This window comes from Kribbella sp. NPDC020701 (assembly GCF_055562215.1).
The window spans coordinates 58327-73949 of sequence record NZ_JBVHFT010000021.1; the positions used below are offsets into that span (position 1 = coordinate 58327).

The 15623-nt window shown below is 67.0% G+C and carries 17 protein-coding genes; 7 read left to right on the top strand and 10 right to left on the bottom strand.

Annotation, left to right across the window (positions count from 1 at the left end):
- Positions 1 to 29 precede the first annotated feature (29 nt).
- The 5 genes from ACZ3HV_RS37635 to ACZ3HV_RS37655 form a co-directional block, all read right to left on the bottom strand.
- On the bottom strand, positions 30 to 488 hold the full coding sequence (locus ACZ3HV_RS37635) for a nitroreductase family deazaflavin-dependent oxidoreductase (protein WP_465691686.1): 459 nt from the start codon (positions 486 to 488) through the stop codon (positions 30 to 32).
- Positions 489 to 604: 116 nt separating this feature from the next.
- Positions 605 to 2368, bottom strand: a complete 1764-nt coding sequence (locus ACZ3HV_RS37640; RefSeq protein WP_465691688.1) for a chloride channel protein — start codon at positions 2366 to 2368, stop codon at positions 605 to 607.
- 65 nt (positions 2369 to 2433) lie between these two features.
- Positions 2434 to 2985, bottom strand: coding sequence for a hypothetical protein (locus ACZ3HV_RS37645; protein WP_465691690.1), 552 nt, complete (start codon positions 2983 to 2985; stop codon positions 2434 to 2436).
- Positions 2986 to 3475: 490 nt separating this feature from the next.
- On the bottom strand, positions 3476 to 4480 hold the full coding sequence (locus tag ACZ3HV_RS37650; protein ID WP_465691692.1) for a cytochrome c oxidase assembly protein: 1005 nt from the start codon (positions 4478 to 4480) through the stop codon (positions 3476 to 3478).
- 97 nt (positions 4481 to 4577) lie between these two features.
- Positions 4578 to 5375, bottom strand: coding sequence for a helix-turn-helix domain-containing protein (locus ACZ3HV_RS37655; protein WP_465691694.1), 798 nt, complete (start codon positions 5373 to 5375; stop codon positions 4578 to 4580).
- 115 nt (positions 5376 to 5490) lie between these two features.
- Here ACZ3HV_RS37655 and ACZ3HV_RS37660 point away from each other — a divergent pair, with 115 nt between their 5' ends.
- The 6 genes from ACZ3HV_RS37660 (at position 5491) to ACZ3HV_RS37685 (ending at position 10803) form a co-directional block, all read left to right on the top strand.
- The gene (locus ACZ3HV_RS37660; protein WP_465691696.1) at positions 5491 to 5868 is read left to right on the top strand and encodes a nuclear transport factor 2 family protein; all 378 of its coding nucleotides are present in this window, start codon (positions 5491 to 5493) and stop codon (positions 5866 to 5868) included.
- A gap of 26 nt (positions 5869 to 5894) precedes the next feature.
- Complete coding sequence (locus tag ACZ3HV_RS37665; protein WP_465691698.1) at positions 5895 to 6893, top strand: ATP-binding cassette domain-containing protein; 999 nt, start codon at positions 5895 to 5897, stop codon at positions 6891 to 6893.
- Positions 6890 to 7702 carry an ABC transporter permease gene (locus ACZ3HV_RS37670; RefSeq protein WP_465691700.1) on the top strand — a complete coding sequence of 271 codons (813 nt, stop codon included), beginning with the start codon at positions 6890 to 6892 and terminating at the stop codon, positions 7700 to 7702. The genes ACZ3HV_RS37665 and ACZ3HV_RS37670 overlap by 4 nt, the downstream gene beginning before the upstream one ends.
- A 108-nt stretch (positions 7703 to 7810) precedes the next feature.
- Positions 7811 to 8791, top strand: a complete 981-nt coding sequence (locus ACZ3HV_RS37675; protein ID WP_465691702.1) for a calcium/sodium antiporter — start codon at positions 7811 to 7813, stop codon at positions 8789 to 8791.
- 256 nt (positions 8792 to 9047) lie between these two features.
- Positions 9048 to 9494 (top strand): CBS domain-containing protein, encoded by a 447-nt coding sequence (locus ACZ3HV_RS37680; RefSeq protein ID WP_465691704.1) that lies wholly within the window; start codon positions 9048 to 9050, stop codon positions 9492 to 9494.
- Between the two features lie 19 nt (positions 9495 to 9513).
- The gene (locus ACZ3HV_RS37685; protein WP_465691706.1) at positions 9514 to 10803 is read left to right on the top strand and encodes an ArsB/NhaD family transporter; all 1290 of its coding nucleotides are present in this window, start codon (positions 9514 to 9516) and stop codon (positions 10801 to 10803) included.
- A 104-nt stretch (positions 10804 to 10907) separates the two neighbouring features.
- Here the strand turns inward: ACZ3HV_RS37685 and ACZ3HV_RS37690 are convergent, their stop codons facing one another.
- Positions 10908 to 11564: a haloacid dehalogenase type II gene (locus tag ACZ3HV_RS37690; protein WP_465691708.1), complete on the bottom strand. Its 657-nt coding sequence runs from the start codon at positions 11562 to 11564 to the stop codon at positions 10908 to 10910.
- 53 nt (positions 11565 to 11617) lie between these two features.
- Between ACZ3HV_RS37690 and ACZ3HV_RS37695 the strand changes: the two genes are divergently transcribed.
- Positions 11618 to 12226, top strand: a complete 609-nt coding sequence (locus tag ACZ3HV_RS37695) for a TetR/AcrR family transcriptional regulator (protein WP_465691710.1) — start codon at positions 11618 to 11620, stop codon at positions 12224 to 12226.
- Between the two features lie 18 nt (positions 12227 to 12244).
- Here the strand turns inward: ACZ3HV_RS37695 and ACZ3HV_RS37700 are convergent, their stop codons facing one another.
- From ACZ3HV_RS37700 to ACZ3HV_RS37715, 4 genes are all read right to left on the bottom strand, one after another.
- Positions 12245 to 12565 (bottom strand): COG4315 family predicted lipoprotein, encoded by a 321-nt coding sequence (locus tag ACZ3HV_RS37700; protein ID WP_465691712.1) that lies wholly within the window; start codon positions 12563 to 12565, stop codon positions 12245 to 12247.
- Between the two features lie 7 nt (positions 12566 to 12572).
- On the bottom strand, positions 12573 to 12758 hold the full coding sequence (locus tag ACZ3HV_RS37705; RefSeq protein ID WP_465691714.1) for a hypothetical protein: 186 nt from the start codon (positions 12756 to 12758) through the stop codon (positions 12573 to 12575).
- Positions 12759 to 13065: 307 nt separating this feature from the next.
- Positions 13066 to 14664, bottom strand: coding sequence for an ABC transporter permease (locus ACZ3HV_RS37710; RefSeq protein ID WP_465691716.1), 1599 nt, complete (start codon positions 14662 to 14664; stop codon positions 13066 to 13068).
- Positions 14661 to 15563 carry an ABC transporter ATP-binding protein gene (locus ACZ3HV_RS37715; RefSeq protein ID WP_465691718.1) on the bottom strand — a complete coding sequence of 301 codons (903 nt, stop codon included), beginning with the start codon at positions 15561 to 15563 and terminating at the stop codon, positions 14661 to 14663. The genes ACZ3HV_RS37710 and ACZ3HV_RS37715 overlap by 4 nt, the downstream gene beginning before the upstream one ends.
- Positions 15564 to 15623 lie beyond the last annotated feature (60 nt).

The window sequence follows — 15623 nt, forward strand, 5'->3', positions numbered from 1 at the left end:
GACCACCAACCACGGCCACCGGACCAGGCTCAAGAAGCCACGTACTCCAGACGCACCAAGGGCAGCCGGTCCGCGACGTCCGGCGGCAGCGGTCCGTTGCCCGCCAGATCCGGAAGCGCCAGCGTCCGTCCGAGCGCCTTGGCCGCGCGTGGATGTCGGCGACGGTACGCCGCTAGATGCTCAGGGACCTCACCCGCCGGAATCTGGACCGCATGCGCTGGAACACCCCGGCGTCGTCCGGACCACAACCGGACCGCCGGATCCGCCAGGACGTTCCGGTACCACTGCGCCGTACGGCCGTACCCGGACACCACAACGAGTCCCTCCGGATCACGCTCCAGCACCTCGAGTACGACGTAGCGGGCTTGACCCGTCACCCGGCCGTGATGCTCCAGCATCGTCAGGCGCTGTCCCAGCACGAATCCGAGACCAGCGCGGAACATCGGAATCGGTGCACGCGCCAGAAGACGCGGAATCCGGCGAGTCATAGGTCACCACCTCCAGTCAACGAGGGAGTATCCCGCCGTGGGTTGTCGATCGGTGCCGTCGATTTCGCAGCGATCGCGGCAGCCGCTGTGCGGTTGAAAGGCAACCTCCTTGAGCATCACGCGTGCTGGTGTGCGGGCAGTGACTGCAGGGCGACGCGATAGCTGATCCAGCCGACGACGTGGTTCTCCTCGAGTACCGGGATCGCCGCGCAACCGCTGCGATCGAGCGCCTCGATGGCCTGTCCCAGTTGGTCGTCACGTCGTACCTCGAGCGGCAGCTCGAGGACCAGGGACGCGGGATCGGCATCGTGCCGCCCGTCCGCCAGCGCCTCCGCGACGACCCGTGCGGTGACCACGCCCACATAGCCGCCATCCGCATCGAGCACCGGCAGCACGCCCGACGCGGAGCGCGCCAGAACGCCGGCGACCTCGCGCACCGGCTGGTCCGTCCGGACGCCTTCCGGGACGGTGGTCATGACATCGCCGACCTTGGTCAGGGCCGCCGTACCGATGACTTCGCGGCGCCCGAGGTCGATACCTCGCCGGCGGAGCTTGAGTGTGTAGATGGTGTCCGCGGACAGCGCGTGGCTGACGCCCGTGGCCAGCACGATCGCCGTCATCAACGGCAGGATGATCGAATACTCGCCGGTCAACTCGAACAGGATGACCACCGCAGTGATCGGAGCCCGGGCCGCACCGGCGAACACCGCACCCATGCCGATCAGGCCGTACGCACCGGCCGGTCCCGCCACGCCCGGGAACATGCCATGGGCCAGTCCGCCGAACGCGGATCCGAGCATGGCCCCGACGAACAGGCTCGGCGCGAACACGCCACCGGATCCCCCGATCCCGATCGTCAGGCTGGTGGCGAGCATCTTCGCCCCGGCAAGCAGCACAAGGAAGGCGATCCCGTACGCGCCGAAGACCGCGTTCCCGAGCACGGGGTATCCGACGCCGTACATCTGCGGGACGGCAATCAGCAACAGGCCGAGGAGAAGGCCACCCACTGCCGGGCGCAGCCACTCCGGTCCACGCCACACCGCGTCGCACGCATCCTCGATCAGATAGAGGACGCGGGTGAAGACGACGCCGACGACACCGGCCAGCAGCCCGAGAACGGCGAACAGACCGTACTGACCGACGTGCTCGACAGTGAACGGCGGAAGCGACAGGAACGGCGCGTCGCCCAGGGCTGCCCGGCCGATCGCCGCGGACGTGACAGCCGCGACCACGACCATGCCGAAGGCCTGGGCGGTGAAGTCGGCAAGGATCAGCTCCATCGCAAAGAAGACCCCGGCCAACGGCGCGTTGAAGGTCGCCGCGATCCCGCCGGCCGCCCCGCATGCCACCAGCACCCGCAACCGCGGCTCGGCGACCCGCGCCAGCCGCCCGACCGTGGATCCCAGTGCGGAGCCGATCTGGACGATCGGCCCCTCGCGGCCCACCGATCCACCACCACCAATGCACAGCGCGGACGCCAGGGCCTTCACAGCGGCGACCTGCGGCGGAATACGAGCTCCACGCCGACCCACGGCGTACATCACCTCCGGCACGCCGTGACCGCGGGCCTCGCGGGCGAAGAAGTGCACCAGCGGCCCGTACAGCAGGCCCGCCAGCACCGGCACCGCAAGCAGGAACCAGCGCCCGAGACCCTCGATCCCCGGGTGCGGAGCTCCCGGCGTGGCCGCGTAGTCGGCGCGGCCGGTCGCCAGGTGGGTGAAGGTGGCGATCAGCCAACGGAAGACGATCGCGAAGCCCGCCGACCCCGCCCCGACCAGCAACGCCAGAGCCAGCAGGCCGCCCTCGGAGACGCACAGCAACTGGCGGAGTCGGACACGACGGGGAGCCGACGAGGCGGCTCTGGGGATCACGGCGGACATGAATTGCATTATGCAATATTTGGTGTCCGCAACTCCCTGCCCGTCTCATCGACGCGTCCGGCAAGTCAGCCTCGCCGCCTGTCATGCAGCAGATCCGCGGCGGCATGGAGTGCCGTGAGCGCCTGCTGCAGATCTTCGAGAACGAGCTGTCCGTAGCAGGCGCGCACCGCGAACAGGCACACCGCCCGGCGGCCGGCAAGCGTCTCCCCCGCTACCTCCGGGTCACTACGTTCGTTCTCGAGCAGCGTCCACCCTGATACCGCCAGGCGATCGAGGAGACTGACCAGGTCAGCAGACTGCAAGGACAAGCCCGCAGCCGGCGAATCGTTCCACTCGGACGGCCAAGCGACCCCCGCAAACCCATCCTCCGAGGAGATGTCGGTCTCTCCCGCCGGCAGCAGCAGGAACCCTGATCCGGTGTGAGGTTCGAGGTACGCGCTGTGCGCCGCCGACTCGATGACCGCGATCTGGATGGGCCTGGCGACCCCGACGTCGATCGAAAGGTCCTGGTCTCGCGGCAGCGGGCGCGACGGCTCCGGGCCGACGTTCAGGTTCCGGTGATAGTAGGCCGACACCGCCGACAACGGGATCCGGCACGTCTGGAGGTCGTGTGTCACCCGCACCACCTTTGCCAACCCAGCTTTACGAACGACTGGACGCGTTCTTGACGATCTGATGACAGCTTGACCGTTGGCGAACTGGTGCCGTGAATTGCGATATGCAATATTTGGCCGCGCCAAGTCACGGATCCACCTGTCCGGTGAACTAAACGTCTGCAGCGCGAAGACACGAAAAGCTGAGGCGAGGTCGGGCGCGCAGGCCCGGCCCGGCCGCACTTTGAGAGTTCTTGACATTCGGCCCGAGATCGAGCGGAAAGGTGGCAGCCGAGCCGTGCCTTACCTAGTCTTCGTCGACAGGTGCGGCGGATTCGTTGGCGCGGAAGCCGGGCCACGTGGATGCCGCGGCGATCGTTCAGAGGCGGCCGCCGTCGGCATCCCACGTAGCCAAGCCGGCCTCACCAACGCTCGCTGGTCGGCGAGCGGAGCACCTGCGTAGTCGCGGCACCCACCGAGACGTCGCACGGCAAGCTGTTCCTCGCGGAGGCGCTTACCTGTGCTTCCTCGGCGTGCCGGCGTCGCCGCCTGCGCGTCGCTGGAGCATGCGGTTGTAGGCGGCGTGGGCCTCGTCGCTGTCGGGATCGAGCGACCGTGCAGGATCGGCTCCGACTTCGGTCGCGATGACATTGCGACGTACGGCGTCCAGCCACCGCCCGGTCATCCGATCGCGTCTGCTGGGCGACGTGACGACGCTGATCATCAGCCCGATGGCGGCGAACATCATGAGCCCGTCCCCTCCGGCCCACATGAGCCCACCGGCAGTATGAACGTCCGTCAGCGCCGCAGGCGCCCACGACGGATGGTGAGATGTCATTACCGGGAACGGGTCACGGGTGGCCTGGAGCAGCACAATGCCGACAACGGTGTCCGGCACCATCGCGATCAGAAACAGCACGAACCGCACGAGGTACCCAGGGTCCGGACGGATCGGCTCCTCACCCAGGAGAGGCAAGAAGAACAGATAGCCGGCGGCGACATACAGCGTCTGCTCAGCCGGCATCAGCCAGGGATGCAGCACCATTCGGTCCATGAACCCTGTCAGATGGGTTCCAATGATCACCACTGTATAGATGACCAGCCCACTCGCGGGATGAGTGAGGACACCGAGCAGTCGTGACTCCACCAACCGCCGTGGCCGAGACCAGCGGCCGGCGGGCAATGACTCCAGTGCGACGGTGATCGGGTGCCCGAGGACGAGCAACGCGGGCACCACCATGATGAGTAGCAGGTGGAGCACCATGTGCATCCAGAACACCGCCATCGCATAACGACCGATTCCCGACGCCACACAGATCCACAGCAGTCCGCAGCCCAGGACGAACGACACCGCCCGCCAGAGATGAACACTCGACCGGCCCCGGGCTCGGACCCGCAATGCGATGTATCCGCCCGCAAGCAGCACACAGACCGCAAGCCAACCCGGCGCGAGCCGCCAACTGTTCCAGAAAGGCCCCCAGCCCAGCGGCGGCATCGCACTCAGGCCGGACATCGGCATCTCGGATCATCGATCGCTCGTAACGAGGCCGCCATCCATACCTCCGTATTTGTCTGATGCAAGCATTGCATACTGCAATTCCTGGCAGCTGCCGGCTTCAGACTGGTGCTCCGGACTGGGACCGGAGGAGTTGGGCGGTGGCTGCGTCAGCGGGAAAGAACGTCTCGATCGCGATCTCGTCGAGGGTGACGTCCCGCGGTGAGCCGAAGACCGTGGCCGCGTAGAGGAACGCCACGTCGCCGTACGGCGTGGTCATCCGCAACGGAACGACGACGTCGTCGATCGCCGCGCTCGCCGTCGCCCCGGAGGCGCCGTACCCCTCGAGTTCGCTGAGCAGGTCGGCCAGCCCCTGTGCGGCAGTGCGTTCGAGCTGACGACGTACCCGCCGCAGCACATGCGCACGCCACTGCCCGAGGTTGCGCACCTGAGACGCCAGGCCGTCAGGGTGCAGCGTCGCTCGGAGCATGTTGACGGGCGGCCCGGCGAGTTCGGCGGGAAGCCCGCCCAGGAACGTCTGCGCTGCCTGATTGGCGGCCAGCAGGTCCCAACACACATTCACCGCCACAGCGGGGTTGGGCTCCATCCCGGCGAGCACCGCACGCACCGCGTCCTGGGCCACACCGAGGTCGGCGAGCGGCCGCTCGGGATGGACGGGAGCGAAGCCGGCGGCAAGGTGAAAGCGATTCCGTTCCCGCAGCGGTACGTCGAGCTCGTCACAGATGCGTTCGATCATCTCCGGACTCGGATTCGACCGGCCGGTCTCGATGTAGCTCAGGTGCTTGGCGGACAGATCCGCGGCCAGCGACACGTCGAGTTGTGAGCGCCGGCGCCGCTCGCGCCAGCGCTTCACCAGCATCCCGACAGTCTCACCCGAAATCATCGTCGTCGTTGTCACGACAGCAACGATGCCGCCCTCAGGTGCGCCCGGCAATCACCTCGAAGGTTATTGCGACGCGCCGCCCCTACCTTCCAGAGTGGGCGACGTCCACATCGACAGAGGAGACCTCGCAATGACCGAACACGCCATCGTGCAGCAGTACATCGACTTCTGGAACGCCGGCACCGATGCCGAGCAACGCGAACTCGCCGCAACCACGTTCGCCGACCACTTCAGCTACCACGCCCCCGTCGGGGTCATGCGCGAAGTCGAGGAGCTGGTCAACTTCCGCAAGCAGTTCGCCGAGCACGCACCAGGCTACGAATTCCAGCCGCGGTCCGAACCCGAGGCCCACCACGACCGCGCCCGGCTGCAGTGGGAGCTGATCGTCGACGGTACGTCGTTCGCGACCGGGACCGACGTCCTCGAACTCGGATCCGACGGCCGGATCGTCTCGGTCGCGGGCTTCCTCGACCGCGCCCCGGAGGGCTTCGCACACGCCGATCACTGACTCGGCGACTCGGAAGGAGCTCCGCGATGAACAGCAACGAGGAGGCCGTGCAGGCGCGCGGTCTGGTCAAGTCGTTCGGCCGAGACCGGGCCGTCGACGACCTCGACCTCGCCGTTGCCGACGGCGAAGTAGTCGGACTGCTCGGCCCGAACGGCGCTGGAAAGACAACCGTCGTACGCATGCTCTCGACATTGTTGCGGCCCGACGGCGGCTCCGCGAGAGTCTTCGGCCACGACGTGGTCGACGAGGCCGGCGCGGTACGTCGCCTGATCGGACTCACCGGACAGTTCGCGTCGATCGACGACGACCTGAGCGGGCGCGACAACCTGACCATTCAAGCCCGACTGCTCGGCCTCGACAGATCGGCCGCCGCTGCTCGGAGCAGCGAACTGCTCGCGCAGTTCGAACTCGAGGACGCGGCGCGCCGTCCGGTCAAAACGTACTCCGGTGGCATGCAACGCCGACTGGACATCGCCACCTCCCTCGTCGTGCCTCCGCGGCTGTTGTTTCTGGACGAGCCGACCACTGGCCTGGACCCGCGCAGCCGAAGTCAGGTCTGGCAACTGGTCCGGGCTCTGGTCGCCGATGGCGTGACCGTGCTTCTCACTACGCAGTACTTGGAGGAGGCTGATCAGCTGGCCGACCGGGTCGTCGTGGTGGACCGCGGCCGACTCCTGGCCGACGACACACCCCTGCAACTCAAGCGATCGGTCGGTGCCAGCGTGCTTGAAGTCGAGATCGTCGACCCCACACGTCTGACTGATGCCGCGAGGTCCCTGGCCGTCGACCTGGGGCCCGCAGAGATGACCGGGGACGGAACCACTTTGCGGATCCGCATTCCGTCCAGCATCGAGAACCACGGTCACCGTACGACGCGCGCCCTCGCCGGCCTGACAGAGGACGGAATCGATGTGGCCGGCTACGCCCTCGGTCAACCCAGCCTCGACGAGGTCTTCCTGGCACTCACCGGCCACCGCGCCGAAACCCCGACCGGCGACGAGACTTCGCTCGAGGAGACCGCATGACCACAACCATCCAGAAGGCCGCCGGGAGTACGTCGCCGCTGACGATCCACCGCCCGAACGCCGTATCGACCTCGCGAACCATGGCCTACCGGGCCGTCCTCCGAATCAGGCGTGCACCCGAGCAACTGGCGGACGCGCTGATGATTCCCGTCATCTTCACGCTGCTCTTCACCTACCTGTTCGGCGGTGCACTCGCAGGATCGACGTCCAGCTACCTGCAAGAGTTGCTCCCAGGCACCCTGGTGATGTCCGTCATTCTTGTGACCACGTTCATCGGAACCGGTCTGAACACCGACCTCACCCGCGGCCGGCTGGACCGGTTCCGGGCGATGCCGATCTGGCAGCCCTCGCTGATCGTCGGCGGCCTCATCGGCGACCTGGCGCGGTACCTGATGACCTCCGGCATCGTGATCGGCCTCGGCCTGATCATGGGCTTCCGTCCCGCCGGCGGGGCCACCGGCGTCGTCCTGGGCGTCGCCCTGATCCTGGCGTTCGCATCCGGATTGTCATGGATCTGGACGACTCTCGGCCTCCTGGCCCGTTCGCCCCAGTCGCTCGGAATCCTCAGCTTCCTCGTCCAGTTTCCGCTCCTCTTCGCCAGCAACACCTTCGTCTCACCCAACACGATGCCGGGCTGGCTCGACCGTCTCGTCACCCTCAACCCGGTCAGCCACCTGGTCTCTACTGAACGCCACCTGATGGCAGGCACCGCCACAGCCGGCGAAGTGACCGGCGTACTCCTCGCCGCAGCCGCCCTCACCGCGGTCTTCGCCCCGCTCACCATGCGCCTCTACCAACGCCGCAACTAGGCGCGCAGACGCGCACGGGATGGCCGGCCCGTCGTGTAAGTTGCTGCTTGGTGTGCCGGGAAGCCTGGTCGGCGACAGGGTTTGGTGTGTCGGCCGAGGGGGTTTCTCGTGGTGGTTCAGATTCTGCTTGCCGTTGCCGGATTGGTTGTGTTGACCTTCGCGGCGGACCATCTAGTGCTCGGATCCTCCCGGCTGGCGCAGCGGATGCGGATCAGTCCGGTCGTGGTCGGCGTTGTCGTCATCGGTCTGGGTACGTCAGCGCCCGAGTTCCTCGTCTCCGGTGTCGCCGCGGCACGCGGGGACACCGGACTGGCGGTCGGCAACATCACCGGATCCAACATCCTCAACCTCACTCTCGTGCTCGGGATCGCCGCACTCGCCGGGCCGGTGGCTGTCACGTCACAGGTGATCCGTCGTGAGGTGCCGCTGGCCGTGGGCGCCGTCACCGTGTTCTCGTTCCTGGCATGGGCCGGCTTGAGCCCGGTGACGGGCGCGGTGCTCGCCGCTACAGGCGTGTGCGCGGTGCTGGTGCTGCTGCGTTGGGCCAGGCAGGGGCGCAGTAACGAGGAGGTTGCCACCGAGGCCGCGGAGTTCACCCAGGCACCGGCGGCCGTGGATGTGCCCGTGCAGCCGTCGCGGCTGCCGGCCTGGTTCGAGCCGGTACGGGCGCTCCTCGGACTCGCCGGCGTCCTGGCCGGAGCACAGCTCCTCGTGTCCAACGCGTCGGCCATCGCGACCGATCTCGGCGTACCGCAGGTCATCATCGGCTTCACGTTGGTCGCACTCGGTACGTCGTTGCCGGAGCTGGTCACCACCGTGCAGGCCCAGCGCCGCGGCGAGTCCGACCTCGTCGTCGGAAACCTGTTCGGCAGCAACCTGTTCAACAGCCTCATCGGAGGCGCAGTCGTCGGACTCGCCTCCGGATCCGCCGCGCCCGGCCGCGCCGCCGTCGCGCTGAGCGTCACCATGATCCTCACGGCGGGGCTGGCCTGGATGCTGCTGCGTCGAGGTCTCGCCCTGACCCGAACCGAAGCCCTGGTTCTCCTCGCCGCCTACGCACTCACCATGCCGCTACTGCTCTCCACGTGACACACCACCCACGGTATTTGATTGCCTCTGACAACGGCCCGTGATGTTGCGCGGTTTCGGGCCATGGTTTGCGTCCATGGCCGCGGATAGGAGAGGCTTGACTGCGGAGCGCCGGGAAGTCTGGTCGGCAGCACCCGCCCTCAGCCGAGGTGCGGGTCGATCGACGACCCCGGAGGCGGCATGGCGCTGCAGGAATCCCACGGTCAGGACCTGCTGACGTTACGTGAGCCCGATGGTTCCGGCGTATCGTGCAGGTGTGCACGGACAGCAGATGGCCGAGGCGTTTCCGGTGGTCAGCCTGGACACGGACGCGCGGGAGGCAGTCGAACTTCTGGCCTCGCGGCACTTGCCGGGGCTCATCGTGGTCGACGAGAAAGGCCGTCCACACTCGGTCCTACCTGCGTCGCAGGTGGTGCGCTTCCTGGTGCCGAGCTATGTGCAGGACGATCCGTCCCTGGCCCGGGTGATGGACGAGCCGCTGGCCGACCAGGTAGCGAACAGGCTGGCCGGACTGACCGTCCGCAAGCTGTTGCCGAGGGAACCGGTCGAGCTGCCAGTGGTCAACCACGACGACACCGTCATCGAGGTAGCGGCCATCATGGCCCGGCTGCGGTGCCCGCTGGTCGCGGTCGTGAAGGACGACGAGATCCTGGGCGCGATCACCGCGTCCCGGCTGCTGGAGCTGGTCGTCGCGGCGCACTGACCGACGGACGGGTGATCACATGACAGTGATCGCCGTCGTCGTCTTCGTGGTCGCATATGTGCTGATCGCGACGGAGTGGACCCACAAACTGCTCGCCGCACTCGGCGGTGCGGCTGTGCTGCTAGCTCTCGGCGTCACCGACTCCGAGGACGCGTTCTACTCCCACGACACCGGCATCGACTGGGACGTCATCTTCCTGCTGCTGGGCATGATGATCATCGTCGGCATCCTGCGCCGTACCGGAGTCTTCGAGTACATCGCGATCTGGGCCGCCAAACGGGCCAAAGGATCGCCGCTGCGAGTGATGATCCTGCTCACCCTGATCACCGCGGTGGCCTCGGCCTTCCTCGACAACGTCACCACGGTGCTGCTGATCGCACCGGTCACCCTGCTGGTCTGCGACCGGCTCGGGATCAATCCCGTCCCATTCCTGATCGCCGAGGTGATGGCCTCCAACATCGGTGGCGCCGCCACGCTGATCGGCGACCCGCCGAACATCATCATCGCCAGCCGCTCCGGCCTGACCTTCAACGACTTTCTGATCCACATGACCCCACTGGTCGTGATCGAGCTGATCGTGTTCACACTGGTTGTGCCGTGGCTGTTCAGAGGGTCGTTCGACGTCGATCCGGCCAGGGTCGAGAACGTCCTGCGGCTGAACGAGCGAGAGGCCATCCAGGACACCAGGCTGCTGATGAAGTGCGGCGCCGTACTGTTGCTCGTATTCACCGGCTTTGTCGGGCACTCGATCTTCCACGTCGAACCGTCTGTGGTGGCGCTGCTCGGGGCCGGGCTGCTGGTCCTGATCTCCGGCGTCCCGACCAAGGACTATATGGGCAGCGTCGAGTGGCAGACGCTGCTGTTCTTCGCCGGACTGTTCATCATGGTCGGCGCGCTGGTCAAGACCGGCGTGATCGGTGATCTCGCCGAGCAGATCGGCGAAGCGACCGACGGCAAGCCCCTCCTGGCCGTGATGCTGATCTTGGTCGTATCTGCTGTCCTGTCCGGCATCGTCGACAACATCCCGTACGTCGCGACGATGAGCCCCGTCGTCCTCGAACTCACCAAGAACGTCACCGATCCCGCGCATGTCCATGCGTTGTGGTGGTCACTGGCCGCGGGAGCCGACTTCGGCGGTAACGCCACCGCCGTCGGGGCGAGCGCGAACGTCGTCGTCATCGGCATCGCACTCCGGGCCGGAAGCCCGATCAGCTTCTGGGAATTCACCCGCAAGGGCGTGGTGATGACCGCTATCACCATCATCGTCGCCGCGCCGTACCTGTGGCTGCGCTACTTCGTCCTGTCCTGACCGGCGGCGACTCAGACAGCTACTGTCCCGCCGGGAGGCGAATCGCATGGCACAGCGCGACGAGAGCCTCACCGCAGCCGGCGGACCCGACACGAATCAGCGCGTCACGATTCGAGGTCGGGAGCGGTGAGGTCGGGCGGCAGGAAAGCCTGCGGGTACGGCGTCTGCCGGCGATCCAGGTAGTAGGCAAGCATCCCGGCTCGCCGAGCGCCGTCGATGTCCCACGGGTGCACCGCCACCAGCGCCATCCGATCCACGTCTGTCTTGCAGACCTCGGCTGCGTACCGGTAGGCGGTGGCGTGTGGCTTCCAGCGACCGGCCTTCTCGACGTCCAGCCGATGCTCCAGCAGTTGGAGGACTCCAGCCTCGGCGAACATCTGCTCCGACATCGCCGCTGCGCCATTGGTCAAGGTGACCAGGCGGAACCCGAGTTCCCGCAGCCGCGTCAACCCGGGCGCGACGTCCGGATGTGCATGCAGCTGGGTGAATCCGGACAAGATGCTGCTGATCATGTCATCGGTGGCGTCGAGCCCTGCGTCGGCAAGCATCGAGTGGAGCAGGTCGCTGCCGATCGTGCGGAAGGCGGCGTACGAGTCGGCCGCTGTGAGCGCGAATCCGTCCCGGAGCGTGGCCGCGAAACAGGTGTCGAGAGCATGCCCCGGCAGCCCCGCGGCCTCGAACCGGGCGCGCAGCGGTTCCATATCGGGCAGCGTTTCGTTGACGTCCAGAACAAGCACCTCGGGCCGTTGGTTTGTCACCATCACGCCACACCCTTTATCTTGGATTGATCGTTCCAAGATAAGGGGTGTGTGGCGTGCCGGATGTCAAACACTTCGACTCGGATGAGACGCTGGCTGCGGTCGAGCTGCTGTTCTGGCGTCAGGGGGTGACCGCGACCGGGATCCAGGACATCGTGTCCGCGACCGGGCTGAGCCGGTCGAGCCTGTACAACGCCTTCGGCAGTAAGGAAGAGCTCTACATCGCAGCCCTTGAGCGGTATCTCGATCGGCGCTCCCGGCCGATGTTCGACCGGCTCGCCTCCGACGATCGCGGCCTGCCGGCCATCGCCGACTTCTTCGACCGCCTGATCCGGCTCCGCTGCTCAGGTCGCCATGCTCAGTGGGGTTGCCTGATCTCGAATGCCCACACCGAGCGCCCGGGCGATTCCACTCGGGCGCTCCTCGACCAGCACCACGCCGGTCTCCGCGCGGCCTTCACCGCGGCTCTTGAAGTTGCCCGAGGCAAGGGCGAGCTCCGCCACGGCCTCGACCAGGCCGGAGCCGCCGAGATGCTCACCCTGCTCGCGTACGGCGTCAACCTCCGCTCGCGGTCAGGAGCCCGACTCGAGGATCTGAAGGCGGGCATCGGAACCTGCCTGCACATACTCGCCGCGCCGTCGGCAGGGCGCAAGCCGACGGTGTGATCGAACCCGGCAGGCTGGTCAGACGGGGGCGGCCCGACCAGCCGAGGTGACTGCGAGCCACAATCCGCCCAAGCCGTCGATGTTGTGGCACTTCACCTCGTTCTTGCCCTCGTGAGCGTAGAAGTACAGCGGATGTCCGCCGTACGTGACCTGGGTCGTGCCGTCCGTCCGCTTCGTCGTACCAAGGAGGGACTGCTTCACCTCACCGAGCGCCTTCGGTGCACCCTTCGTCAGCACCGGCGGCCAGGCCTCGGCGCAGGCCCTGTAGCACGCCGAGGTCGCCGACTTCTCCTTGTCGAACAGATAGATCGCCTGCCCCGCATTGTCGAACAGAATCACACCGAAATCACTGGCAGCCGTCTTCACACCAGTCCCAGCAGGCGTCGGCACCGTAGGCTGCTTCCGCGGCGAAGCCGAGCTGACACCCGGCGAAGCCGGAGGTGCCGAAGACACAGACGCCGTGGACGTCGGTGCAGCGGGCTGCGAGCCCGCCCCAGGGTCGCTTCCACAACCAGCCAACAGCAATCCGCACGCAGTGAGTACGGCACCCGTGCGCATCACAATCATCTCCAACCTCAGGCGTTCCAGGATCTGACGGTAGCGCCCAAAGACAGGCCGGAGCGGTTCCGTCATCGGTCCGTAAGCCAGCCCACCCCGGCCCCACCAACCTGACCGAGGAGGGTTTCGCTCTGCTTGCGCAGGAATTGTGTGGTTGGTTGGGCTCTGGTCAGCTCGGCGGCGCGGGGGTAGGCCTCCGCGGCGCCACCGCTCCGGGATCTGACACGCTGCCGGACTCGGCGCCATCCGTCGCGACACGGGCAGCGCCGAGTCCAGCCGATTCAGGACAGGTCGAGGTCTCGTCGACGGAAGCTGATGCCTCCGGCAACTGTCAGCAGGGCGGCGATCACTGTCAGGACGACCAGTGGGAGCGCCGCGATGCTGGACAGCGGCATCGCGGTGGTGTGACCGAACGGCGACAGCTTCGCGAAGCCGTCGGGCAGGTTCAGCAGCGTGCCGAAGAAGCCGAAGAAGAAGGCGTAGGCGACCACAAGCCACGCCCAGCTCGACACCCCCGGCCGGAGCCCGAACAACACCGCTGCGACGCCGATCACGACGAGGACCGCTGGGACGAAGGCGAGGGTCGCAACCATCACCTCGGCGACCACACTGCCGTCCGAACCGCTCGTGACGGCGCCGAGACCGACTCCGAGTCCGCTGACGAGCAACAAGACGACAGATGCCAGGCCGGTGTACCCGAGCCACGAGAGGATCCAGCGCCGGCGGCTGACGGCGGTGGCCAGTGCGGCCTCGGTGTGACCGGTGCGTTCCTCGGACCTCAGTCGCAGTACGGATGTGACCGCGAACGCCGCGATCATCAACGCGAAGAACAACGCCATGACGCCGAAGAAGCCATCGGTCGGATCCTGCCCGTTGGCGCGGAACACTTCGCCCATGTCCGGGTTCTCGGCCACCGCCTCGGACACTGAATCACTCAACGAACCGCTGGCCAGTGCGAACACGAACAGGCCGATTCCCCAGCCGATCAAGCTCGCCCGCTGCTGCCGCGCCGCCAATCCGAACGGCGTGGACAGCGACGGCGCCGCATTCGCTCTTCCCAGCCGTGCGGGCAGCAGCCCAGCGCCGACGTCACGCCGCCCGGACAGCAGATAGGCCGCGCCGACAACAGCCGCCGTCACCGCAACCGGCAGCAACAGCGGCCACCACCGCAGGTCGACGAACGGACGCAACTGTTGCGTCCACGCCAACGGCGACAACCAGGACAGGATGTTCCCGCCGCGCTGCGACGCATCCCCGAGTGCTCGCAGCAGGAACGCAGCACAGACGACCGCCATCGCCAGGCTCGAGGCCGATCGGGCGTGCTCGGTCAACTGCGCGGTCACCGTCGCGACCCCGGCGAAGACCAAGCCCGTCAGGCCCAGCCCGAGACCGACGGCGAACGAATCGCCCGCCGCCAGGTCACCGCTCACCATGGCCAGCCCGGTCAGCAGGGCGACTCCGGCGTTCGCGATCACGGCCACGATCAATGCGGCCAACGGAGCCGCATAACGACCGACAATGGCCGAGCGGACGAGTTCGGCGCGGCCGGTCTCCTCTTCCGCGCGGGTGTGCCGGACGACCAGGAAGATGCTCATCATCGCGGTCGGTACGGCGAGCCACAGCACCATCTCGTTGGTGATCATCGCGCCGAGCGTGTAGTTGTCCAGGCCGTACCCAGGCCCCGACATCATCGTCGCCGCGGGCGAATCCATCAGCCGCGCCCGGACCTGACGTTGCTCCGGCGTCGCATAGACAGTCGGCAGTGCGCTGACGGCGTACAACATGCCGAGCCCGATCGCGCCGACCCAGACCGGCAGCTTCACCCGGTCCCGCCGCAGCGCGAACCGGACCAGGTCGCCTGTCGCGGTGAAGTTCGTCATGACTCCACCCCGACCAGCTCGTCGCCGTACTGACGAAGGAACAGCTGCTCCAACGACGGCGGGGCACTCGTCAGGCTCCGCACGCCGAGTCCGCCGAGCTCTCGCACCACCGACGCCAGCTCGTCGTGATCGACGTCGAACGTCACCGTTCCGTCGTCCGTGCGCAGATCGTGTACGCCGGGTAGCGCAGCCAGCCGCTCCGCATCGCCGTCGAGCGACGCGGTGATCGTCGTACGGGTCAGGTGACGCAGCTCCTGGAGCGTGCCGGACTGGACCGCGCGTCCCGCACGGATGATCGTGACCGTGTCACACAGCTTCTCCACCTCGGCGAGGATGTGGCTCGACAACAACACCGAACGACCGGCAGCCTTCGCCTCGGCGATGCACTCCTGGAAGACCGTCTCCATCAACGGATCAAGGCCCGACGTCGGCTCGTCCAGCACCAGGAGCTCGACGTCGGCGGCCAACGCCGCGACCAGCGCGACCTTCTGCCGGTTTCCCTTGCTGTACGTGCGTCCCTTCTTCGTCGGGTCGAGCTCGAAACGCTCCAGTAGCTCGGCTCGGCGCGACTTCGACGCGCCGCCGCGCAGCCGTGACAACAGATCGATCGCCTCGCCACCGGTCAGGTTCGGCCACAGACTCACGTCACCGGGCACGTAGGCGAGCCGGCGGTGCAGTTCGACCGCGTCGTGCCAAGGGTGCAGACCTAGTACGTCGACGTACCCGGAGTCGGCGCCGAGCAGGCCGAGAACGATCCGGATCGTGGTGGACTTGCCGGCGCCGTTCGGGCCGAGGAAGCCGGCCACCTGACCGGCCTCCACGGTCAGGTCGAGACCGTCGAGCGCCTTCACCTGGCCGAAGGATTTGTGTAGTTGCTGAATTGTCAGGGCAGCAGTCATCGCTGAACCTCTTCGCAATGGATTCCGGGATCGTCCCGGCGTGATGTCGTCTGTCAGCAG